General features: G+C 33.7%; 21 protein-coding genes and 1 riboswitch. Of the genes, 1 reads left to right on the forward strand and 20 read right to left on the reverse strand.

Annotated elements, in window-relative coordinates:
- Positions 1-12: 12 nt before the first annotated feature.
- The 19 genes from ABG79_RS04415 to uvrB all read right to left on the reverse strand — a co-directional run bounded on the left by ABG79_RS04415 (position 13) and on the right by uvrB (position 19663).
- Positions 13-744, reverse strand: a complete 732-nt coding sequence (locus ABG79_RS04415; RefSeq protein ID WP_057977553.1) for a PHP domain-containing protein — start codon at positions 742-744, stop codon at positions 13-15.
- 124 nt (positions 745-868) lie between these two features.
- A complete protein-coding gene (locus ABG79_RS04420; protein ID WP_057977555.1) occupies positions 869-1657 on the reverse strand; it encodes a metal ABC transporter permease in 789 nt (262 codons plus the stop codon).
- Between the two features lie 13 nt (positions 1658-1670).
- A complete protein-coding gene (locus ABG79_RS04425; protein WP_057977557.1) occupies positions 1671-2378 on the reverse strand; it encodes a metal ABC transporter ATP-binding protein in 708 nt (235 codons plus the stop codon).
- A gap of 9 nt (positions 2379-2387) precedes the next feature.
- A complete protein-coding gene (locus ABG79_RS04430; RefSeq protein WP_057977559.1) occupies positions 2388-3236 on the reverse strand; it encodes a metal ABC transporter substrate-binding protein in 849 nt (282 codons plus the stop codon).
- 259 nt (positions 3237-3495) lie between these two features.
- On the reverse strand, positions 3496-4578 hold the full coding sequence (hisC, locus tag ABG79_RS04435; RefSeq protein WP_057977560.1) for a histidinol-phosphate transaminase: 1083 nt from the start codon (positions 4576-4578) through the stop codon (positions 3496-3498).
- Between the two features lie 91 nt (positions 4579-4669).
- The gene (gene murB / locus ABG79_RS04440; RefSeq protein ID WP_057977562.1) at positions 4670-5575 is read right to left on the reverse strand and encodes a UDP-N-acetylmuramate dehydrogenase; all 906 of its coding nucleotides are present in this window, start codon (positions 5573-5575) and stop codon (positions 4670-4672) included.
- A 63-nt stretch (positions 5576-5638) separates the two neighbouring features.
- Complete coding sequence (locus tag ABG79_RS04445; protein WP_057977564.1) at positions 5639-6994, reverse strand: RsmF rRNA methyltransferase first C-terminal domain-containing protein; 1356 nt, start codon at positions 6992-6994, stop codon at positions 5639-5641.
- 60 nt (positions 6995-7054) lie between these two features.
- Positions 7055-7774 carry a phosphatase gene (locus tag ABG79_RS04450; protein ID WP_057977566.1) on the reverse strand — a complete coding sequence of 240 codons (720 nt, stop codon included), beginning with the start codon at positions 7772-7774 and terminating at the stop codon, positions 7055-7057.
- Positions 7775-7876: 102 nt separating this feature from the next.
- Positions 7877-8062 (reverse strand): hypothetical protein, encoded by a 186-nt coding sequence (locus tag ABG79_RS12785; RefSeq protein ID WP_341408318.1) that lies wholly within the window; start codon positions 8060-8062, stop codon positions 7877-7879.
- A gap of 26 nt (positions 8063-8088) precedes the next feature.
- Positions 8089-8265 (reverse strand): Fic family protein, encoded by a 177-nt coding sequence (locus ABG79_RS12790; RefSeq protein WP_341408320.1) that lies wholly within the window; start codon positions 8263-8265, stop codon positions 8089-8091.
- On the reverse strand, positions 8262-8435 hold the full coding sequence (locus ABG79_RS12380) for a DUF2281 domain-containing protein (protein WP_152978212.1): 174 nt from the start codon (positions 8433-8435) through the stop codon (positions 8262-8264). Before ABG79_RS12380 ends, ABG79_RS12790 begins: the two co-directional genes overlap by 4 nt.
- Positions 8436-8516: 81 nt before the next feature.
- Positions 8517-10364 carry an excinuclease ABC subunit UvrC gene (gene uvrC / locus ABG79_RS04460; RefSeq protein WP_057977568.1) on the reverse strand — a complete coding sequence of 616 codons (1848 nt, stop codon included), beginning with the start codon at positions 10362-10364 and terminating at the stop codon, positions 8517-8519.
- Positions 10365-10416: 52 nt separating this feature from the next.
- Positions 10417-10998: a metal-dependent hydrolase gene (locus tag ABG79_RS04465; protein ID WP_160318217.1), complete on the reverse strand. Its 582-nt coding sequence runs from the start codon at positions 10996-10998 to the stop codon at positions 10417-10419.
- A gap of 145 nt (positions 10999-11143) precedes the next feature.
- A complete protein-coding gene (locus ABG79_RS04470) occupies positions 11144-12571 on the reverse strand; it encodes a peptidoglycan D,D-transpeptidase FtsI family protein (RefSeq protein ID WP_057977572.1) in 1428 nt (475 codons plus the stop codon).
- Positions 12564-13769, reverse strand: coding sequence for an FtsW/RodA/SpoVE family cell cycle protein (locus ABG79_RS04475; protein ID WP_057977575.1), 1206 nt, complete (start codon positions 13767-13769; stop codon positions 12564-12566). The genes ABG79_RS04470 and ABG79_RS04475 overlap by 8 nt, the downstream gene beginning before the upstream one ends.
- Before the next feature lie 11 nt (positions 13770-13780).
- Positions 13781-14203: an FHA domain-containing protein gene (locus ABG79_RS04480; RefSeq protein ID WP_057977577.1), complete on the reverse strand. Its 423-nt coding sequence runs from the start codon at positions 14201-14203 to the stop codon at positions 13781-13783.
- A gap of 8 nt (positions 14204-14211) precedes the next feature.
- A complete protein-coding gene (locus ABG79_RS04485) occupies positions 14212-14781 on the reverse strand; it encodes a YdcF family protein (protein WP_057977579.1) in 570 nt (189 codons plus the stop codon).
- A 77-nt stretch (positions 14782-14858) separates the two neighbouring features.
- Complete coding sequence (gene uvrA, locus ABG79_RS04490; RefSeq protein ID WP_057977581.1) at positions 14859-17675, reverse strand: excinuclease ABC subunit UvrA; 2817 nt, start codon at positions 17673-17675, stop codon at positions 14859-14861.
- A 17-nt stretch (positions 17676-17692) separates the two neighbouring features.
- Positions 17693-19663, reverse strand: coding sequence for an excinuclease ABC subunit UvrB (gene uvrB, locus ABG79_RS04495; protein ID WP_057977584.1), 1971 nt, complete (start codon positions 19661-19663; stop codon positions 17693-17695).
- Between the two features lie 292 nt (positions 19664-19955).
- Positions 19956-20108, forward strand: a riboswitch (cyclic di-AMP (ydaO/yuaA leader).
- 2 nt (positions 20109-20110) lie between these two features.
- Between uvrB and ABG79_RS04500 the strand changes: the two genes are divergently transcribed.
- The gene (locus ABG79_RS04500) at positions 20111-21019 is read left to right on the forward strand and encodes a hypothetical protein (RefSeq protein ID WP_057977586.1); all 909 of its coding nucleotides are present in this window, start codon (positions 20111-20113) and stop codon (positions 21017-21019) included.
- Between the two features lie 64 nt (positions 21020-21083).
- On the opposite strand, the gene ABG79_RS04505 is transcribed toward ABG79_RS04500, so the two are convergent.
- Entirely contained in the window at positions 21084-22172 is a 1089-nt protein-coding gene (locus tag ABG79_RS04505) for a PRK06851 family protein (protein WP_057977588.1), read from the reverse strand.
- Positions 22173-22269: the final 97 nt, after the last annotated feature.

Consider the following 22269-nt stretch of genomic DNA (forward strand, 5'->3'; position numbering starts at 1 on the left):
AAGGCCAAAAGCCTATTCTTCAATATTAACTATTCTATCAAATGGCAATCCTGCTCTTAACGCTATTGCTATCCCATTATCAACATTTCCAACATCTGAAGGTTTATGCGCATCGCTGTTTATAACAAATTTTACTTTTTCCTTCATCGCAATTTTAACATAATCTACATTTAAAAAACCATGACTACTGTTAATTTCAAGTAAAGTATCTGTTTCTGCTGCAACTTTTGCAACCTCTCTTGTATCAATATCCATTTTTGCACCTGGATGAGTCAATATAGCTATATTATATTTTCTAAGTGCCTTAACAACAGCTATCGTATTGTTTATTCTGCATTCATCTCTCCAAATTGGAAGCATTCTTGAAATTTTATTTTTTATAAAAATTTCGTTCCAATCCTTTAGTGTGCTAAACATTGCTCCGTTATGAAAACCCGCAAGTAAAATATCTATCGTTTTAAGGACATCATCATCAACATCGAGGTCGCCATTTAAATTTATAATATTGGCCTCAACGCCAAGAAGAATTTCTATATCTTTAAACTCCTCTTTAAGTGCATCTATCTCCTGTCTCATTTTCTTCAAGCCTTTTCTAGAAACTCCGTAGGTTAAATGACCTGGCCCGTGGTCTGCTATAACAATTCTCTTTAGGCCTTTATTAATTGCAGCTACTACATTATCTCTAATCGTCCCCTTTCCATGGCTATATATAGTATGAGTATGATAATCAGCAGTTACCTTCATATTCATTCCTCCGTTAAAAAGGGTATTTATATTATTATATCACATTTTTTGAATAAAAAATAAACAAGACATGCAAGTATTTTTATAAGTTTGCATGTCTTTTATAACTATTTTTTTATTTCTGTTATACCCTTTTCTTCAAAAACTCAGCCAGGACAAAAAGAATTGTAAAAACAATAACAATACTTCCTCCAGGAGAGATATTAAAATAAAATGACAAAATAATTCCACTTATAACCGCAAAAATTGATATAATTATAGATAATATTTGAAGCCTATTAAAATTTGTTGCAAGCTTCATTGCTATAGCGCCTGGAACAACTAATAACGCTGAAATCAAAAATCCACCTACTATTCTTATCGATATGCCTACAACTAAAGCAACAAGTATATTTAGAATTAAATTTAATAATTTCACATTAACTCCAGAAACATAAGCTCCATCCTCATCAAAGCAAATATATAATAATTCCTTTTTCAATAAATATGTAATAAAAATTGTTGGAATAGCAATCGATAATATAATATAAATATCGCTTTTAGAAATTGCAACAATACTTCCAAATAAGTAATTCATAACATTTGCAGAGCTTTTCAGTCTGCTAAAAATAATTGCAGATAAACCAAGTGATGCCATTGTAATTATTGACAGTGAAATCTCAGCAAAACCTTTAAATCCCTTTCTTATTCTTTCAAGTAGAATTGCAAAAAGTATAGTCGAAAGAAGAGCACCAAAAAGAGGGTTAAAGCCAATTAAAAGTCCTATTGCAACCCCAAGTATGGCGCTATGAGATAAAGTATCCCCAATTTGCGAAAAACGTTTTAATATAATAAAATTTCCAATCAAAGGTGCAATTATTGCAATAATAATTCCAGCTATAAATGCCCTTTGCATAAATGCATATTGTAGCATATGAACACATCCTTTAGTCATTTACATAAATTTCTTTGTATTTTTGAGTTGAAAACTCCTGAGCGTTGCAGATAGTTAATATTTGCCCGTCTTTCATGCATATAACTTTATCCGCGTAATCTTTTATTGCAAAAATATCGTGGGTTACCATAACAATAGTAGTATTTTTCTTCTTTTCGTTTAATAGAAGTTGATATAAAAGCTCCTCCGATTTAGAATCTATACCTACTGTTGGTTCGTCCAAAATTAATAATTCGGGCTCTGAAATCAATGCCTTTCCAATAAAAACTCTCTGCTGCTGCCCTCCTGAAAGTTTGCCAAGCTGTTTATCCTTTACTTCGCTAAGAGCCAACATTTCAAGTATTTCATCAACTTTTTTCATATCTTCTTTAGTATAGCTTCTGAAATATCCTCGCTTTGAAACTAATCCTAAAAGAATTGTTTCCTTGACGCTTATTGGAAACAGCTGATTAAAACTTGAAACTTTTTGAGGAACAAATGATATTTTTTTTCTTAATTCTGAATAATCTTCTCTATCAAATAAAACAACTTTACCGCTTACAGGAGCATATATACCACATATCACATTAACAAGGGTGCTTTTACCTGAACCATTAGGTCCAACTATAACTGCAAGTTCACTCCTATCAATCTTAAGATTTATGTCCTTTAGAGCCACCTTATCCTGAAATTCAAAATTTACGTCGATTAATTCAATCATTTAAAACACCTACTTTAATGCTTTTATTATATTATCTATGTTTTTTTCCATTAGAGTTATAAAATTATCTTTTTCTTCTATATCGCTTGGAACTGCTCCCATTCCATAAATTTCAATCTTTTGAACCCCAGTCGCTTCTATTATCGGTCTTATTATATTTTCATTTTCTGTTCTATCATAAAGAATATGCTTAATGTTTTTATCCTTAATAAAATTTATTATATCCGAAACGAGTTTAGGAGATGGTTCCTCCACCTCTTCCTGACCAGTAACAGAAATTTGATTTAAATTATACTCCCTTGCTAAATATCCAAATGAAGGATGTGCAATAACAAAATCAGAACGTTTAAAATTTGTTTTTTCTGCCTTCATTTTATAATCAAGTTTTTGCATTTTATCAACAAATTCATCATAGTTTCTTTCATAAACGCCCTTATTTTGCTCATCGATTGCAATCAACGCATTCTTAATATTTTGAGCAATGACAATAGCATTCTTTGGTGATGTCCAAACATGTGGGTCATCATCAACAAAAACTATTCCCTCAGAAACTTTAAATACGTTTTCATTGCCACCTTCTGAAGCCTTTTTTGCCCACTCATCAATAATTCCTAAATATAATACTGCCTTTGCGTCTATCATTTTTGCAATATCCTGAGTTTGAGGTTCAAAAGAATGTGGCTCAGCAGCTCCTTTAACAATTCTTTCCACTTCTATTTTATCTCCAGCAATAAATTTTGCAATTGAATAAACAGGATAAATTGTTGTATAAATCACGTTTTGTTTTTGAACAGTTTTAGCACATGATGTAAAAATTAAACCCACTACTAGCAATAAAGCAAATATCTTAACTTTCATGGCGCACCTCCTAATTGATAATTACTCTCATTATTTAATTATAGTAAATATAAACAACATTGTCAAAAGTTATTACACACATTATAATTATTTACATAAAAAATATCAAATAAAACAAGTATCAATCCCTTTTTTTGAAATACTTATAAAAATTTAAAATCCCAAGAATGATTTCACAGGCTTCGCTTATTTTAAGTGGTTCAATAAAGCTGCCTGATAAAATCATATCATGGGATTTCATAAAATTGCTAATTCAAATTTATGCTAATACTTCTTTTAGAGCACTAATAAATCTTTTATTCTGTTCCATTGTTCCAGTTGAAACTCTTAGCCAGCCTGGCATGTCAAATAAATAGCCAGGTCTGACAATTACTCCTTTTTTTAATAATTCGTTAAAGATTAGCTTGTCGTCGGTATTAATTTTAACCATTACAAAATTTGCTTGACTCTTAATATATTCAAGTCCCATTTTTTCAAATTCTGAATAAAAATATTCACGTGCCTCCCTGTTAAGTGTAACAACTCTATTCAGGAAATCTTTATCTTTAAGTGCAGCTAATGCAGCATTCTGTGCAATCAAATTCACATCAAAAGGCCCAATAACTGCGTTAATATATTTAGCTATTTCCTCACTTGCGATTCCATATCCAACTCTTAACCCTGCAAGTCCATAAGCCTTTGAAAATGTTCTTAAAATAATCATGTTTGGATATTTATCAAGCATAGGTATTGTTTGTGGGAAGTTTTCATCATCGACATATTCATAGTAAGCTTCATCCATTACAAATATTACGTCCTTAGGGATTCTATCTATAACGCTAAGAAGCTCCTGCTTTGATATCATTGAGCCAGTTGGATTATTAGGTGTGCAAAACCAAAGTATCCTTGTCTTATCCGTTATAGAATCAACCATTCTTTCTAAATCCAATCCATGGTTTTTCATTGGAATCTTAACGACTTTTCCACCCATCAATTTTGTATTATCTTCATATCTTTGAAATGACACTTCACCCATAATGCTTTCTTCGTCCTGCTCTATAAAAATTGAGCATATTGCCCTTATAATTGAATCTGAACCTGTGCTCAAAAAAATCTGATTTGGATTAACATTTAATTGATTTGCAAGCTCTTTTTTTAATTCGAAATTAGAAGCATCAGGATAGAGATTAACTTGAGTTGACAGTTCATTGATAACCCTTGTTACATTTTCGGAGCATCCTAATGGATTTTCATTCGATGCAAGTTTTATAATATCATCTAAACCTAATTCTCTCTTTACTTCGCTGATTGGTTTTCCTGCAGTATAAGGTTTCATTTGAAGAATGGCACTTCTTAATTTCATTTACATCCCCCTTAATTTTTGAAAAATTTCAATCATTTTAATTATCTCATTATTCTTAAAATTTTGCAAACAAAAAAAATAGGGCTAAGCCCTATTCTCCAACAATCTTAACCTCTGTTTCCAATTTTACTCCAAACTTATCTAAAACAACATCCTGAACTTTTTTTATAAGCTTTAGAACATCGTCAGCAGTTGCGTTGTTATAGTTGATTATAAAACCTGCATGTTTTTCTGAAACCATTGCCCCGCCTATACTGATTCCCTTGAGCCCTGCATCTTCTATTAATTTGCCTGCAAAATACCCTTCGGGTCTTTTGAATACACTTCCTGCACTTGGATAATTCAAAGGCTGTTTATCTGAGCGTCTTTTATTTAAATCCTCCATCAGAGCTTTAATCTCATCATAGTTTCCCTTTGAAAGTTTAAATTCAACCTCCAAAACGATTAATTTTTCTTTTTGAACTATACAACTTCTATAAGCAAATTTCAAATCTTCGTTAGAAAGATTAATGATATTACCGTTGAAATCAACAGCTGTAACCTTTTCAACAATATCTTTAATTTCTCCCCCATATGCGCCTGCATTCATAAAAATCGCTCCGCCAACGCTTCCTGGTATACCTGATGCAAATTCCATACCTTTCAGCGAATTTTTCAGCGCTTCTGCTGAAGCCTTTGCAAGAGTTGCACCACATTCGGCAAAAATTCTATCACCCTCCGCCCAGACTTTGTTTAGATGTGAAGTTTTAATTACAACTCCTCTGATTCCTCCATCTTTAACTAAAAGGTTAGAACCGTTGCCTATTATCATAAAAGGAACTGATTGGTCATTACAAATCCTAATCGCGCTGATTAGTTGTTCCTTGTTTTCAGGTATAACAAGTATATCCGCTGGTCCTCCTACCTTAAACGAAGTATGATTCTTCATCGGCTCGTCAAATAATATGTTATTATTGAAAATATTAAGCAATTCCTTTTTTACAACATCTAAATTCATATCTTCAACTCCCTGATAAGTATTAAGCTATATAAATTATAATATGCTCATACAATTTATTTGTCACCATCTTAAAGCCTTTGGGAAATAATTCTTCAATACTCCCTTTGAAACCTTACCCCATGACAATGAATATCCATCCACTTCAACAAGATACCATCCGTCGGGTTTATCAACGTTTAATGTATACCCCTCAATATACTTGTCAGCATCGCTTGTTTTTGTAGATAAATTAATATTGAGCTTTGCTTGGTTGACCTTTAATGACGCTGCAAGAGCGTAGTCTGGCTCAAATCTATTCTTTTTAAATTCTCCAATTAAAATTCCAGGCCTTAGAACATTCAATCCATTTAATTCAAACGCCTCATCAGGCAAATAGTATAATCTATCACCGCGCATCAAAAGCCTTTCATCTTCAAATTTAATGTTCAAATATTCCCTTTCAAATCTATTGAACTCTTCTAAGTTTTGCCTTTTCACATTGGTTTTAAACTCCTTAATGTCCTTAACATCTCCATCTTTTTTCATTAATAGAGCAAGAAAATGCCCCTCTCCCTTTAATTTGTGTGGAAAAAGCCTTGCAGCTTTTTTGAGCTCAATGTTGTCTAAAATTTCATAAAAACCAGGCACAAATCCATTTTTCTTTTCGATATTAACTAATTCAAAATTTCTATTTTTTTTCAAAAACTCGTCTATAATAAATTCATCTTCTTCAACAGAAAAAGTGCAGGTTGAATAAACCATCAGTCCACCAGGTTTTAACATGTTGGCAGCACTTTGAATAATCCCTCTTTGCATTGACTGATAGCCTAATACATTTTCAATGCTCCATTGAACTACTGCATCCTTGTCCTTTTTAAACATACCCTCACCAGAGCACGGAGCGTCGACTATTACCTTATCAAAATATCCTGTAAAAACTTTTTCAAGCTCTTCAGGCGAGTTATTAGTTACTATAGCGTTTCTAATTCCCATCCTTTCTATATTTTGAACCAATATCTGCGCCCTTTTCAATTTAATCTCATTTGAAACTAATAAACCTTCTCCATTCAAATAACATGCAGCCTGAGTTGATTTTCCCCCTGGTGAAGCACACAAATCCAAAACTTTTTCACCAGGCTTAATATCAAGTTGAGGTGTAACCGACATCGCACTTGGCTCCTGAATATAATAAAGTCCTGCCGCATGGTAAGGGTGTCTTCCTGGCTTTTCCTCTTCTATGTATAATCCATTTTTAGCCCATGGCACCTCACCCTTTACATCGAATGGGCAAATCTTCAGGAATTCTTGATAATCAACTTTTAAAGTGTTTACCCTTATTCCCTGATACCTATCCTCGTTATAGCTATCCAAAAAGTCTTTATATTCATCCTTCAGCAGCATCTTCATCCTATCTAAAAACTTCTCCGGTAACTTCATCCTTCTCCTCCTATGAGTGACATTCACTTGATTTCTTGAGTTCTTGAATTGTTTGACAATTTACCTCTTACGTTTAACCTCAACAAATTTCATAAACTTTTCTACACTACTATTGATTATATATCTTTCATCAGCGCCCAATTCTTGCAATAGCTTCTTAGCCTTATCCAACCTTCCTACTTCATAGCATATATGTGCATCGCTACCCAAAGTTAGCATATTTCCATTTTCAAGCGCTTTGTAAGCGATTCTCTTACAATTATCGTAACTACCCGGTCTTGAGGTTGTAAATGAACTGTTGTTTATTTCAATAAGAACATTAAACTCCTTGGCTGCCTTTAACATTTCATCGATATCTATCTCAAATGCAGGGTTGCCAGGATGTGCAATTGCACAGACATATTTATTCTTCATCGCCCCAATTAAAGCTCTTGTATTTTCTGCTTTACTACCTGGCTGTATACAAACATCATGTAAACTTGCAATAACAAAGTCAAGCTTACTTAATCTTGCATCATCAAGGTCTACATTACCATTATAATCAATAATATTTAACTCAACACCCTTCAAAACCTTAACACCATTAATTTCTTCAGGTATAACCTTTAAATTTCCAAAGTGAAAAATATGTGGTCCACCTGGCATTGCTGGACCGTGGTCCGTCATAGCAATCATTTTCATTCCATTCTTTGCAGCTTCAGTGCAATTTTCTATTAACGTGCTATATGCATGTCCGCTAGCAACAGTGTGTGTATGTGTATCTATAACCACTTCAAACATATAACCACCTCTATCCTAAATTGCTTTTTTAATTTTAACACTATGCTTATTTTTATTCAATACATATACATTCCAAAAACAAAAGGAAGGTAAAACCTTCCTTCACAAATTACGTTTACAAACATGTTCTATTATCCAATTTTCTATATCTTCTTTCTTTAATTTATTTTGAGCTATACCAAGACCTAATTCTACTAATTCTTTTTGACTATAAACCAATTCAATATTATTTAATTTGCATAAAATTCCCAAAAGAGAAACACCCAGCTGCTTATTGCCATCAATCATTGGATGATTATTGATTATAAAGTAGGTTAAGCAGCTATTTTTTCTTCAACTTTAATGTAAAGTTCTTGATTATTGAATGTTTGGAAAGGATTTTCTAATGCACTCTTCAGCAAATTTATATCTCTAATACCGTGGCTGCCTCCAGTTTTCTCTATTAACTTCTCATGCAACAGTAAAATTTCATCTAATTCAAGCATTATCATTTTGCAAGCTCCTTTAAAGCTTCAAAATTCTCATCAATAAATTGATCCATCAATTTTTCTCGTTGTTTCTTTTCACGATATTTTAGGAATTCAATATATTCGATTACTTCAGCCTGAGCCTTTTCTGGCAATGTTCTAATATCATCAAAAATTTTTTCTGCAAGATTCATCAAATCGCCTCCCATCTTAATATTGTTGACGATTACTTTCTTATTATAATTATATCACTTTTTAATAAATTTGATAATTAACTACTGGTGAAAATAATTATATACCCTTTCTGCAGCCTTGATGTTCATTCCTTCAACTTTTGAAAGTTCTTCAATATTCGCATTCTTAATATTTTCGATACTTCCAAAATGCTTTAAAAGAGCTGTTTTTCGTTTTGAACCAATACCTTCAATCTCATCGAGGCTTGATTTTACAACACTTTTTGACCTTAATTTTCTATGATACTCAATAGCAAACCTGTGAACTTCATCCTGAACCTTGGCAACAAGTTTGAATGCATTTGAGTCTTTATAAATCATTATTTCACTACCTTGGAAAATCAAACCTCTTGTCCTATGCTTGTCATCCTTAACCATTCCTGCAACATGGATATCTAACGAGAATTCCTCCAAAACCTTTTTTGCGATATTTACTTGCCCTTCTCCACCGTCCATCAAAATTAAATCTGGTAATATATTGAATTTCTTTTGGTGTTCTGGCTTGTCGCTATTCATTTCTTCAACAAATCTATTAAATCTTCTTCTCAAAACCTCTTCTAATGCTGCATAGTCATTTTGTCCTTGGAGGTTTTTTATCTTAAATCTTCTGTAATCCTTATTCTTTGGAGCCCCATTTTCAAAAACAACCATTGAGCCTACCATATCAACCCCACTGATATTTGATATATCGTAAGCCTCAATTCTATACGGTATGTTTTCTATACCTAATATCTCCTTCAGCTCCTCAAGTGCTCCTATAGTTTTCTGCTTTTCTTTTATTATTTTAGCCTTAATCTGCGTCAATGCTGCCTCTGCATTCCTTTGCGCCATTTCAACTATATCTTTTTTGTCTCCCTTCTTAGGTGTTTTTATCTTAACCTTACTTCCCTTCTGTCTTGATAAATAATATTCGATTATATTTATTTCAGGAACTTCACTTTGCAGAATAATATCCCTTGGAATATACTCCTCATTTGAATAATACTGAACCAAAAATTGAGATATTAGCTCATCTACATTTTCTTCTATATCTTTGAAATAGAAATTTTTTGTCCCCAGTAGTTTGCCACCCCTGATATAGAACATCTGTATACATGTTCCTTCATCGTCCTTAGCAAATGCAATAACATCCTCATCCTCAAGTGCAGATGATATAATCTTCTGCTTCTGCTGAATCTTCTTAATAGCATTTATATTATCCCTTATCTCGGCTGCACGTTCAAACTCGAGATTTTCTGATGCCTTAAACATCTTTTCTTCTAGGTCCTTCAACACATCATCGTGCTTCCCAGATAAAAGTTTTATTACATCTTCAATTTGTTTCATATAATCTTCCTTTGTAACATCGCCTTTGCATGGCCCTAAGCATATGCCAATATGATAATTTAGGCATGGCCTTCCAACTTGAGTTCCAAATGATAATTGTCTATTGCAGGTTCTTATCTTATATAGCTTTTTTATTAAAAGCAATGTATCCTTTACAGCTCTTAAATCAGTAAATGGTCCAAAATATTTTGCTCCATCCTTCTCAAGCTTTCTAACCATCAATACCCGTGGATACTCCTCTGTAAGTGTAACTTTAATATACGGATAATTTTTGTCATCCTTCAGCAAAATATTATACTTAGGTTTATGTTTTTTAATCAAATTGGCCTCTAAAACAAGAGCTTCCAATTCATTATCAGTTAATATATATTCAAACTCCCTTATCTGATAAACCATGGCTCTAACTTTAGGATGCTGATTCTTAGAGTTTTGAAAATACTGCCTTACTCTATTTTTCAGCGATATCGCCTTGCCTATATAGATTATTTCTCCATTTTCATCTTTCATTATATAAACACCAGGACTATCCGGAAGATTTTTTAATGCTTCTTTAATGTCAAACACAAACTCACCCCCATGAGTGACATTCACTTGATTTCTTGACTTCTTGAGTTGTTTACTTCATATTCAATAATATTTCTGGCAATTTCAACGTCAAATATATCAATCCGCCTGAAATTATTAGCCCTTCAAAAAGGTTTCCCCAAAATGAACCTACTGAAAACGTTATTGGCATTTTATACTTTTTCTTCCTAAAAGGATAAAACAGTGAGACACCTCTATTAGTGAACATATCGGCTAATATATGCAGTCCATAGCCTATAAAAAATGGGACAATATATTCCCTAAAACCATAGGTTCTCGCTGCATAACCAAAGGTTGAACTAAACGAAATCAATCCCACCAAACTATGAGTAATTCCATTTCTATGTGATGAAAAACCAGTTAAAATAAAGAAAATGCCTATTATTTCAACGTATTTAATATTCAAATAAAATAAATTCAATAAAATAAAGAATATACCAATTGTAAAATAAATAGACGTCTTAACAGATTTATTCTTAATAGGCAGTATATATTTATTCAAAAAAGCCTTAGGATGGTCTATATCGGGCAAAAGAGAAGCTAATGCGCATATAACAAGACCACCTAAAGTTAATTCTACAACATTATATTGTGACAACACAACTGTAGACATCACTCCTATTCCCACATGGGTTTTACCAGTCATGATTATTCCCCTTTATGTAAACTTTACATATAGTATATACTAATTTTTACTATCGAACAAGTGTTTGTCACAAAAAAAGATGGGTCATTGCCCATCTTTTAGGTAACAATATTTATTTTAAATATTCTCTTATAATTTCTCTTGCTATCTCAGCAGCCCTTTTCCCGCCAGTTCCTCCATTTTCAACAATTACAGCAAATGCAATTTTAGGATTTTCTGCAGGTGCAAAACCCACAAACCATGAATGTGTATCGGTTGTTTTTGGTATTTCCGCCGTTCCTGTTTTCCCTGCAACGTTTATTCCGTAAACTCTCGCTCTTTTTCCTGTTCCCTCTTCAACAACCTCAAGCATATATTTTTTTATCTTTTCTGCAATGTTTACATCGATTGCTCTTCCTATCTCATCGGGCGAATTTATTTTCAAAGCTACTCCAAAATTATCTTTTATTTCTTTTACAACATATGGTTTCATCATTACGCCATTATTTGCAACGGTAGCAGCAATAAGGGCCATATGTAGTGGATTTGTTGCAACTCCATGCTGCCCTATAGCTGATTGGGCTAATAGTGCCTTGCTATTCTTATCCTCTATTTGGTATTGTGACTTACCTATCTGAAAATCATCAGTTTTTATTTCCCTGTTAAATAGGAATTTTTCTGCTGTTTTATTTAAATTATTATATCCTAACTGCATACCCAGTGTTCCAAATGTAAAATTGCATGATTCTTCAAAAGCCCTTTCCAGGTCAATAGCTCCATGAACTTCGTTATTAAAATCACTTAAAACATAGTTTCCTATTTTTAATTTGCCTGTGCATTTAAATTTTTGGTTATCCATTGTTTTTAAATTTTCAAGCGCCGATGCTGCTGTAATAATTTTAAACGTAGAGCCAGGTGGGTAAAATCCCATAATAGCTCGGTTAAGAAGTGGATTTGCATCTACATCCTCTTTATAGGTTTTAAATTCTTTATCGATGTCTTCTGGGTCATAGGCTGGAGTAGAAACCATCGCAAGTATCTCTCCGGTTAGGGGATTTAATGCCACAACTGCTCCTCTGTCATTACCTAAAAGTTTATAGGCTTTATTTTGCAGGTCTGCATCGATAGTTATAAATAAATCGCTTCCCCTTTTTTCCCCTTGAAAAGTTTGAGCAAGATTTCTAAAAATGCTTCCTATAAAATCATAATAAAAAGTTCTTCCCTGCAATGCATCATTATATTTTAATTCAAGCCCAGTCTTACCGTATATATAGCTATTATAACCTATCAAATGCGAGAAGGCCTCTCCATTTTTGTAGTATCTCTTTTGGACACCATTTACCCTTTTGCTATAGGCAACTGTCTTTCCATTTCTATCAAGTATCGAGCCTCTTAAAACTTCGTTTTCAGAAAGCTTAATCCTCGGATTTGAACTATCCATCACAACTGATGGAGATACAAAAATATTAAAATAGGTTAAATACCCTATTATTGAAAAAAAACAAATCGAAAAAAATATAATTAAAATCTTTATATTTTTAATAAGCCTTTCATCATTCATCTAAATTCCCCATTTCAGATATTTTCTGTAAAATTCCAATCGATACAAAGCTGATTATCATTGAACTTCCTCCATAACTTACTAAAGGCAGCGTAATTCCTGTTAGTGGAATCATCTTAGTTACTCCACCCACGATTACAAAAACCTGAAACGCAAACATACTTGCAATACCTACGGCTACAAGGCGTGAATAATCATCCTTTGCGTATAACGCAGTTCTAAGCATTCGATAAATAAGGAGCAAATACAGCATCAATAGTGCTATTGCACCTAATAATCCAAATTCCTCTGAAATCGCGGAAAAAATAAAATCTGTGTATACCTCTGGAATTACCTCGGGGTGACCTGCAGCAAGCCCTGTTCCAAACAATCCGCCACTTGCTATTGCAATCAGCGACTGGCATATTTGATAACCTGCTCCAAACTTATATCTCCACGGGTCAAGCCATATATCAACTCTTTTTCTAACATGGCTGAATAAAAAATAGCTCATAAATCCACCTATCGAAAATAAAAAAGCTCCTGAAAATATATATCGCAACTTTGACGTCCCTATATACAGCATTGTCATAAAAATACCAAAGAACATCAAAGATGAGCCTAAATCCTTTTCCAAAACAAAAATTGCTATCGATAAAATTACAGGAATGGATACTTTTAATACATCCCTATAGGACTCAATCCTTTTAATTGCAGACGAAAGATAAAAAATCATGGTTATCTTTGCAAGTTCTGAAGGTTGAAATCTAAAATTCCCAAATTGAATCCAATTCTTCGACCCCTTTATTTCTCTTCCTATAAGCAAAGGCAGAGTTATAATAACAATCGTAAATATAGCAAAAAAAATTTCACTTTTTTCAAATTTCTTTATTTCAGGCATAAAAAGCAAAATAAAAATAAAAAGTGAAATTCCAATTGCAAACCAGGTTATTTGCTTAAGCGCTCTTTCTAAATCAAGCCTGTATAACATTACAAGCCCAAACTGAACAATGAATACAGATAATATATACAAATACTTATCAATAGTTGGGAAAAAGCGTTTTACAATAAAATGTCCGTATCCTGTTAATCCTATTGAAAATGCTCCGTATACAAACGGTGCTATTTCAAAATTCCCTTTGTATAGTGATAAAATCAGGAATAAAAGCAGAATAATAAAATAGATATTATGTAAAATCGATTTTTCTAATTTTTCCATCCAAATCTCCCCTAAACAACAACCTTGAATGTAACTCTTCCCATCTCTATTATATCGCCATCATCAATACCTTCTAAATCCTTTATCCTTTTTCCATTCAAGAATGTTCCGTTTGTGCTGTTTAAATCCTCAATGTATAAATTATTATTTTTAACAAAAATTTTTGCATGATTTCCTGAAATGTATGGATCTTTAATTGTAATATCCGAATCATCATTTCTACCAATTAAAAGAACTTTGTGAACCAGGAAAAAAGACCCTCTGCTCAGCCCCGTCTCTTCTGGAGCGTCTATAACCTCTAAAGTGTATTCTTTAACATTACCCTTTGGCTTTACACCCTTTAGGTCTAAATACATAACCCTTATAATCCTGAAAAGCACAAGATAAATTAATCCAATCACGACGAACTTTAATATCATTGCAATCTCTTTCATATCATCACCTACGAACCCAAAATATAGAATTTTAATAGGGCAATAATCTCACGTAAAAATCCTACTGTTTCAAACCAAATCCACTCTTTTACATAACAACCTGAATATGTCGCATTCATACCTATCTTTCTTGCAATTAAAGATGCCCTTTTTAAATGGTATTTATTTGAAACTATTATAGCACTATTAAATCCCATATTCTTCATTATATCCACAGAATTAAATAAATTTTCATATGTTGAATAAGATTTATCTTCTTCTATTATAAATTTTTTATCAACACCATATCTAATTAAATACCTCTTCATTGCTTCAGCTTCTGAAACATCTTCATTTTCTCCTTGTCCACCTGTAACTATAATATACTTTGAATAGCCTTCATTATATAGACTTAGCGCTAAATCGAGTCTTTCCTTTAAAAAATAGCTCGGCTCCTCTCCTCTAACTTTACAACCTAAAACTATTATACAGTCAGATTTTAAAGGCTTTGTTGTCCATCCAAAATGCAGTATTTGACCTGCCAATATAGCAAAAATAAATATTCCAAGTATAAAAACTCCAATTATAATTTTTTTCATTTATCTCCCCACCTTTACCATTATTATAATGTAAAAAACAAGACCTGCAAATGCAAGCCTTGTTTTTTACATTTAAATTATAAATATCTTTTTAAATACTCACCTGTGTATGATTTCTTATTCTTTATTATCTCCTCTGGGGTTCCGGTTGCAATAACTTGTCCGCCTCTATCTCCACCTTCAGGTCCCAAATCAATAATATAGTCTGCACATTTAATAACATCTAAGTTGTGTTCAATAACTATAACAGTATTCCCGGTTTCTACAAGCCTGTATATTATTTCAATAAGCTTTCGGACATCTTCAATATGAAGCCCAGTTGTCGGCTCATCCAAAATATAAAGTGTCTTACCAGTGCTTCTTTTTGACAATTCGTATGCAAGCTTTATTCTTTGGGCTTCTCCGCCAGAAAGCTGAGTTGATGGCTGTCCTAGCTTTACATAGGATAATCCTACATCATACAATGTCTGAAGTTTGGTCTTTATCCTTGGAATGTTTTCAAAAAACTCAAGTGCCTCTTCAACTGTCATATCTAGGACATCTGCTATGTTTTTACCCTTGTATTTAACCTCAAGAGTCTCCCTGTTATACCTTTTCCCTTTACATACCTCGCATGGAACATATACATCGGACAAAAACTGCATCTCAATCTTAATTATACCATCACCTGCACATGCTTCGCATCTGCCGCCCTTTACATTAAAGCTGAATCTTCCAGCCTTATACCCCCTCATTTTAGCCTCAGGAGTCTGTGCAAACACTTCCCTTATAATATCAAATACACCCGTATAAGTAGCAGGGTTTGAACGAGGCGTTCTACCTATTGGCGACTGGTCGATATCTATTATTTTATCAATATACTCAATTCCCCTTATTTCATCATGCTCTCCAACATCAAACTTAGAACCATTTAACTTCTTTGCAATTCCTTTATATAGTATTTCGTTAACAAGAGTGCTCTTTCCTGAACCCGAAACTCCAGTTACGCAAGTAAATACCCCCATTGGAAACTTTACATCAATCTTTTTAAGGTTGTTTTGCCTTGCTCCAATAACTTCAATCCATTTTCCATTCGGCTTTCTTCTTTCTTCTGGAACTTCAATCTTTTTTCTTCCACTTAGATACTGACCAGTAATTGAATTTTCATCCATCGCAATTTCATCAGGAGTTCCGGCAGCAACTATATTCCCACCGTGTGCTCCTGCACCTGGTCCAATATCTATAACATAGTCAGCAGACCTTATAGTGTCTTCATCGTGTTCTACTACGATTAATGTATTTCCTAAATCTCTTAAATGCTTTAATGTTCCAAGCAATTTATCGTTATCCCTCTGGTGAAGCCCTATACTCGGTTCATCAAGTATATATAAAACTCCAACAAGCCCTGACCCTATTTGTGTTGCAAGTCTTATTCTCTGAGATTCACCACCCGAGAGAGTAGAAGCTGCTCTTGATAATGTTAAATAATCAAGTCCAACATCAATTAAAAACTTAAGCCTTGCCTTTATTTCCTTTATTATTTGATTTGAAATAGTCTCTTCCCTTTGAGTAAGCTTTAGTTTGTTAAAGAATTCGAATTCTTCTCTAACCGGCATATCGCTAATTTGAGCAATCGAAAGCCCTCCTACAGTAACTGCCAAACTCTCCTTTTTAAGCCTTGCCCCTTTGCATAGATGGCATTTTTTAACCGACATATAGCTTTCAATTTCTTCCCTCATATACTGTGAATATGTTTCTTTATATCTTCTTTGTAGGTTTGGAATTACTCCTTCAAATGTATATTCTGTTTCACCCTTTATTTCGTTTCTTGTAAATTGAACTTTAAACTTTTCACCATTGTTTCCATATAAAATAATGTTAACTATTTTTTCATCTAAATCTTTAATTGGAGTATCAAGGCTGAAATCATAATGTTTTGATAATCCCCTTACGACTGCATAGGTCCAGCCAGTTTCATCAAGAACTCCCCAAGGTTTTACAGCCCCTTGTTTTATAGAAAGTTCTCTATCCGGAATCACTAAATCCGGCGAAAGTTCCATCAATACACCCAATCCATCGCATTCTGGGCACTTTCCAAATGGATTGTTAAATGAAAACATCCTTGGCTCTAAATCTCCAATGCTTATTCCACAATCTGGGCAAGCATATTTTGAACTAAACAATAATTCCTCTCCATCTACAACCTGCACAACTACAAGTCCATCTGAAAGCTTTAATGCAGTCTCAATAGAATCAGTAATTCTTGACTGTATTCCTTCTTTTATTACGATTCTATCTATTACAACTTCTATATCGTGTTTTTTATTCTTCTCCAGCTTAATTTCATCATTAATATCATAAACTTCCCCATCGACCCTTACTCTTACAAATCCATTCTTTTTTATATTTTCTAATACCTTTACATGCTCCCCTTTTCTTCCTCTTACAACTGGGGCTAATATCTGAAGCTTTGTCTTTTCCGGGAATTCTAAAACCTTATCCACCATCTGGTCAACAGTCTGCTGTTTAATCTCCTTCCCACATTCAGGGCAGTGCGGGATACCTATTCTTGCATACAATAGCCTTAAATAGTCGTATATTTCAGTTACTGTTCCTACAGTAGAACGAGGATTTCTGCTTGTAGTTTTCTGGTCTATCGAAATCGCAGGAGACAAACCTTCAATATAATCAACATCAGGTTTATCCATTTGCCCTAAAAACTGCCTTGCATAAGCAGAAAGTGATTCTACATATCTTCTTTGCCCCTCAGCATATATAGTATCAAATGCCAGTGATGACTTGCCTGAACCCGAAAGTCCAGTTAATACAACAAATTTATTTCTTGGAATTTCAACATCTATATTTTTTAAATTATGCTCCCTTGCTCCTTTGATGATTATTTTATCCTGAAACATTATTTTACCTCCAGATACTATCTTTTCTTGCCTTCCTTTTGTTTTTGAAGTTCTTTAATTAAATCCCTTATTTCGGCAGCTTTTTCAAACTCAAGCTCCTTTGCAGCCTTTTTCATCTGCTCTTCAAGTGACCTTATAAGCATATCTATGTCCATATTCTTATCAATATAAACCTCTTTGGTCTCTGCTGTCTTAGTTGCTTCTATCACTTCATGAACAGGTTTAATTATCGTCTTTGGAGTTATTCCATGTTTTATATTATACTCCATCTGTATTTTTCTTCTTCTATTAGTTTCATCAATAGCTCTCCTCATAGAATCAGTTATATTATCAGCATACATAATAACTCTGCTTTCGGAGTTTCTTGCTGCTCTACCGATTGTCTGAATAAGAGAAGTTTGAGACCTTAAGAACCCTTCCTTGTCTGCATCAAGAATAGCTACAAGTGCAACTTCAGGAATATCAAGTCCTTCTCTCAAAAGATTTATACCTACTAAAACATCAAATTCCCCAAGCCTTAAATCTCTAATTATTTTCATTCTTTCAATTGTATCTATATCTGAGTGGAGATACCTTACCTTAATTCCAACTTCCTTAAAATAGTTTGTTAAATCTTCAGCCATCCTCTTTGTAAGGGTAGTTACTAATACTCTAAACCCTGAAGATACTGTCTTATTAATCTCTCCAAACAAATCATCTATCTGTCCTTTGACCGGTTTTACTATAATCTCAGGGTCAACAAGTCCTGTTGGTCTTATTATTTGTTCTGCTACTTGTGTAGAATTAGTAAGTTCATACTCTGCTGGCGTAGCACTCACAAATATTACCTGGTTAATCTTCTTTTCGAACTCATTAAATTTTAATGGTCTATTGTCGTATGCAGAAGGAAGTCTGAATCCATATTCAACAAGGTTATCCTTTCTTGATTTATCTCCTCCATACATTGCCCTTAGCTGTGGAATAGTAACATGGCTCTCATCTATAAACAATAAGTAATCGTCCGGAAAATAATCTAAAAGAGTATATGGTGGTTCCCCGGGACTTCTGCCGTCAAAATGTCTTGAATAATTTTCTATTCCCGTGCAGTATCCAACTTCCCTCAGCATCTCTATATCATACTTGGTCCTTTGCGCAAGTCTTTGTGCCTCAAGAAGTTTTCCGTTATCCAATAGAAATTTATATCTTTCTTCCATTTCTTTTTCAATAGATTCAATTGCCTTTTCTATCTTTTCCATGGATGTTGCATAATGGGATGCAGGATATATCGAAACATGGTTTCTTTCTCCCAATATTTCTCCTGTTAAATAGTCTATTTCTGTAATTCTATCTATCTCGTCGCCAAAAAATTCAACCCTTATAGCTTTCTCTGAAGATGAAGCAGGAAAAATTTCAACAACGTCTCCTCTTACCCTAAAAGTCCCACGGTGAAAGTCTATATCATTTCTCTGATACTGAATATCTATAAGTTTTCTCAATACTGCATCTCTTTCTTTTTCCATTCCCACTCTTAAAGAAAGGACAAGGTTTTTGTATTCAAACGGGTCTCCAAGACCGTATATACATGACACGCTGGCAACGATTATAACGTCTCTTCTTTCAAAAAGAGCAGATGTTGCAGAGTGTCTCAATTTATCTATTTCATCGTTTATCGATGCATCCTTTTCAATATAAGTGTCGCTGTGTGGAACATACGCCTCCGGCTGATAATAATCGTAATAGCTAACAAAATACTCAACAGAATTATTAGGGAAAAATTCTCTGAACTCGTTGCATAGCTGAGCTGCAAGAGTTTTGTTGTGGGCAATAACAAGGGTAGGCTTTTGAACCCTTTCAATAATGTTGGCCATTGTAAACGTCTTACCGGAGCCTGTAACCCCTAAAAGTGTCTGCGCCCTGTCACCTCTTAATATACCTTCAACTAACTTATCTATCGCCTCAGGCTGGTCGCCTGTTGGTTTAAAATTCGATACTATTTTAAATTCACCCATAACCTCACCTCAAGAACATTTGTTCGTAATTTGATTATATACTTATCTATAAATTTAGTCAATCAAACTCACATATATTTTACTCTATATAATTAATTTTACAACTATAATAAATCTTGATAGATTTTGATGAATCATTAAACATTCTTCGACTCTGTTTTTGATTTGTTATAATTTGCTGAAAATTCTTGTTTAGCTAGTTAAAGTTAAGTTAAAGCCTTCGTTTTAGCAGAACTGTAAGTTGCTGGTATATATTTCTATTGACAAGCCCTCTTATCTCAAGCATAATATAAAAAGAAATTAGCCGAATGCCATTAGGCAGCGGGGGATTTATTTTGGGGTGAATCTAGATAGTTTGTTTACTTGATTTTCAAATTGCTATCTAGTAGGGACGCTCTCTTCCCGAACCCGACAACTAACCTCGTAGGCGTTAGAGAGGTGGAACAAATGATAAAACTATTAGCTATTTTTATTACTCTAATTATTTCAGCCAGTTCCTTTAGCACATTAGCTTGGACAAGCTTAACTAATCTTAATTCATCATCAAACTCAGTTTTAAATAATTCAGCTTTTGAGAAAGAACTTGTAGATTTATCTAACTCAATAGAGAACGAAAATATATTGAGTATAAAAAGGGCAAAGGTAGCAGAAGCAATCAATCTTGATAAAAATAAATCCAAAATTGATAATACTAAAGTTGCTTCTGCAAAGGTTGTTGCTCCAGAAAAAAACATTGCTTCAACCAAGAAGATTATTGCTAAACCAGCAAAAAAAGAAGCATCTTCAAAATCAACTAGAATATCTGCTACATCTACAAAAACGGTAAGAACTTCAAATTCAACAAAGTCAAAATCATCTACCAAACTGGTAGCTTCAAGAAGTTCTAATGGTTACGGTGAGCTTCTTGACTGGTGGAGTTCTGTTAGCAATATTTTTGCTATAGGCTCAACAGCTAGAGTTATAGATTTACAAACCAAAAAGTCATTCTATGTGGTTAGAACCTATGGGCATAATCACGCTGATGTTGAGGCAAAGACTTTAAATGATACTAACACCATTAAAGAGATATGGGGCGGTTGGTCATGGGAAAGACGTCCTGTCATAGTTGAAGTAAACGGGAGAAGAATTGCAGCTTCCATGACAGCAATGCCTCACGCAGGAGTAGATTCTGCTCCTGCTTTAAAGGTTGTAGATAATCGCTCAGGGGGTTATGGAACTGGACAAAACCTTGATAAAATAAAGGGAAATGGAATGGATGGCCACATAGATATTCACTTTTTAAACAGCACAAGGCACAAAGACGGTGCCGTTGATAAGGAGCACCAGGCAATGGTAAAAAAAGCCGCCGGATTCTAAAATAATGTAAAAAAAGGCATATATTGCTGCCCAATGCAACAATATATGCCTTTTTTACATAATATTATTTTATTACCTTATACATTTCAAGTAAAGTCTTTGTAATTCTGATTCTTAAAGCATTTACATTATTGAAATCCATTGCATTAATATAATATTTCTCTAGTTCATCATGCAGTTGCTTAATATTAGAATATATCTTCTTTGCCTTTCCTATTTCTTCGGCATATTCCTGTTCAATAGCTTTAATTGGCTCCTTGTCCTCATGGACTATTTCTGTATTTATACATTCAAACATATCAACAAGCTTATCATTTCCATGAGGGTCAAATACATGTGGTGCTGTTCCATCTAGCAAAGCAAAATCAAGTTCCCTTATAACTATCATATCAATACTTGAAGGGTCAAATGCACAATGATAAAACTCAACATCATAACCACTGTTTAAGGCAGCCTGTGCTATTTTTTTAGTCATTGTTGACTTACCTGTGCCCGGTCTTCCCTTTACGATATACCTATTCTTTATATCCTGAGTTAAATTTTCATAGAAGCATACTTGCCCTTGAGGCGTCATAGCCCCTGCAAATCTATGCCATTCCTTTGATTTCTTATGCGTTCTTCCTCTAACAACTTCATTTATCAACTTTTCTGTAATCTCATCAGCCTTTTTAAAGTCCATTCCCTTTAAATATTCCTTTTCCCACTTGTCATGTATTCCCTTTGCGTTTTTCATATGCTTAAAAAACGATTTATATTGATTTTCTATCTCGTCAATGTAGAACTTAATAATCTCTTTTCTACTTCTTAAATAGTCTATATCCCAGTATTCTCCAAAGTCTAAAAGTCTTTCAACTGCCCCTGGATATTTAGGGTCAATGACGTGTGGTGCGGTTCCATCGACGATTACAACATTTAAATCGTTAACAACAATTGCATCAAGTGAGTCTTTATCGGCCGAGCAATAAACAAAGTCAACGCTCATTCCCTCTTTAAGCAGGTCTTCACCAATAAGCCTCATAAAAGTTGATTTTCCTGTTCCAGGGCCTCCTTTTATAATATAAACCCTCTGAGCATCCCTTAGAACATAGTCAAAATAATTTACAAATCCAGCAGAAGTGTTTGCACTTGCAAGATAGTATCTTGATTTAACCATATTCTCCTCCAGAATAGAATTATGTTTTATAATATGCAATTAGTTCAATAAAAGTTCCTTTTTATTTTCAATGCTTTTCCCTTCAAAATGCCTTTGT

Source organism: Caloramator mitchellensis (genome assembly GCF_001440545.1).
Taxonomy (GTDB): domain Bacteria; phylum Bacillota; class Clostridia; order Clostridiales; family Caloramatoraceae; genus Caloramator; species Caloramator mitchellensis.

What these genes read in the sequence shown, in the direction of transcription:
- ABG79_RS04415 (WP_057977553.1), bottom strand. Translation starts at nt 744, where the DNA reads ATGAAGGTAACTGCTGATTATCATACTCATACTATATATAGCCATGGA.
- ABG79_RS04420 (WP_057977555.1), bottom strand. Translation starts at nt 1,657, where the DNA reads ATGCTACAATATGCATTTATGCAAAGGGCATTTATAGCTGGAATTATT.
- ABG79_RS04425 (WP_057977557.1), bottom strand. Translation starts at nt 2,378, where the DNA reads ATGATTGAATTAATCGACGTAAATTTTGAATTTCAGGATAAGGTGGCT.
- ABG79_RS04430 (WP_057977559.1), bottom strand. Translation starts at nt 3,236, where the DNA reads ATGAAAGTTAAGATATTTGCTTTATTGCTAGTAGTGGGTTTAATTTTT.
- hisC (WP_057977560.1), bottom strand. Translation starts at nt 4,578, where the DNA reads ATGAAATTAAGAAGTGCCATTCTTCAAATGAAACCTTATACTGCAGGA.
- murB (WP_057977562.1), bottom strand. Translation starts at nt 5,575, where the DNA reads ATGAATTTAGATGTTGTAAAAAAGGAATTGCTTAATATTTTCAATAAT.
- ABG79_RS04445 (WP_057977564.1), bottom strand. Translation starts at nt 6,994, where the DNA reads ATGAAGTTACCGGAGAAGTTTTTAGATAGGATGAAGATGCTGCTGAAG.
- ABG79_RS04450 (WP_057977566.1), bottom strand. Translation starts at nt 7,774, where the DNA reads ATGTTTGAAGTGGTTATAGATACACATACACACACTGTTGCTAGCGGA.
- ABG79_RS12785 (WP_341408318.1), bottom strand. Translation starts at nt 8,062, where the DNA reads ATGATTGATGGCAATAAGCAGCTGGGTGTTTCTCTTTTGGGAATTTTA.
- ABG79_RS12790 (WP_341408320.1), bottom strand. Translation starts at nt 8,265, where the DNA reads ATGATAATGCTTGAATTAGATGAAATTTTACTGTTGCATGAGAAGTTA.
- ABG79_RS12380 (WP_152978212.1), bottom strand. Translation starts at nt 8,435, where the DNA reads ATGAATCTTGCAGAAAAAATTTTTGATGATATTAGAACATTGCCAGAA.
- ABG79_RS04465 (WP_160318217.1), bottom strand. Translation starts at nt 10,998, where the DNA reads ATGTCTACAGTTGTGTTGTCACAATATAATGTTGTAGAATTAACTTTA.
- ABG79_RS04470 (WP_057977572.1), bottom strand. Translation starts at nt 12,571, where the DNA reads ATGAATGATGAAAGGCTTATTAAAAATATAAAGATTTTAATTATATTT.
- ABG79_RS04475 (WP_057977575.1), bottom strand. Translation starts at nt 13,769, where the DNA reads ATGGAAAAATTAGAAAAATCGATTTTACATAATATCTATTTTATTATT.
- ABG79_RS04480 (WP_057977577.1), bottom strand. Translation starts at nt 14,203, where the DNA reads ATGAAAGAGATTGCAATGATATTAAAGTTCGTCGTGATTGGATTAATT.
- ABG79_RS04485 (WP_057977579.1), bottom strand. Translation starts at nt 14,781, where the DNA reads ATGAAAAAAATTATAATTGGAGTTTTTATACTTGGAATATTTATTTTT.
- uvrA (WP_057977581.1), bottom strand. Translation starts at nt 17,675, where the DNA reads ATGTTTCAGGATAAAATAATCATCAAAGGAGCAAGGGAGCATAATTTA.
- uvrB (WP_057977584.1), bottom strand. Translation starts at nt 19,663, where the DNA reads ATGGGTGAATTTAAAATAGTATCGAATTTTAAACCAACAGGCGACCAG.
- ABG79_RS04500 (WP_057977586.1), top strand. Translation starts at nt 20,111, where the DNA reads ATGATAAAACTATTAGCTATTTTTATTACTCTAATTATTTCAGCCAGT.
- ABG79_RS04505 (WP_057977588.1), bottom strand. Translation starts at nt 22,172, where the DNA reads ATGGTTAAATCAAGATACTATCTTGCAAGTGCAAACACTTCTGCTGGA.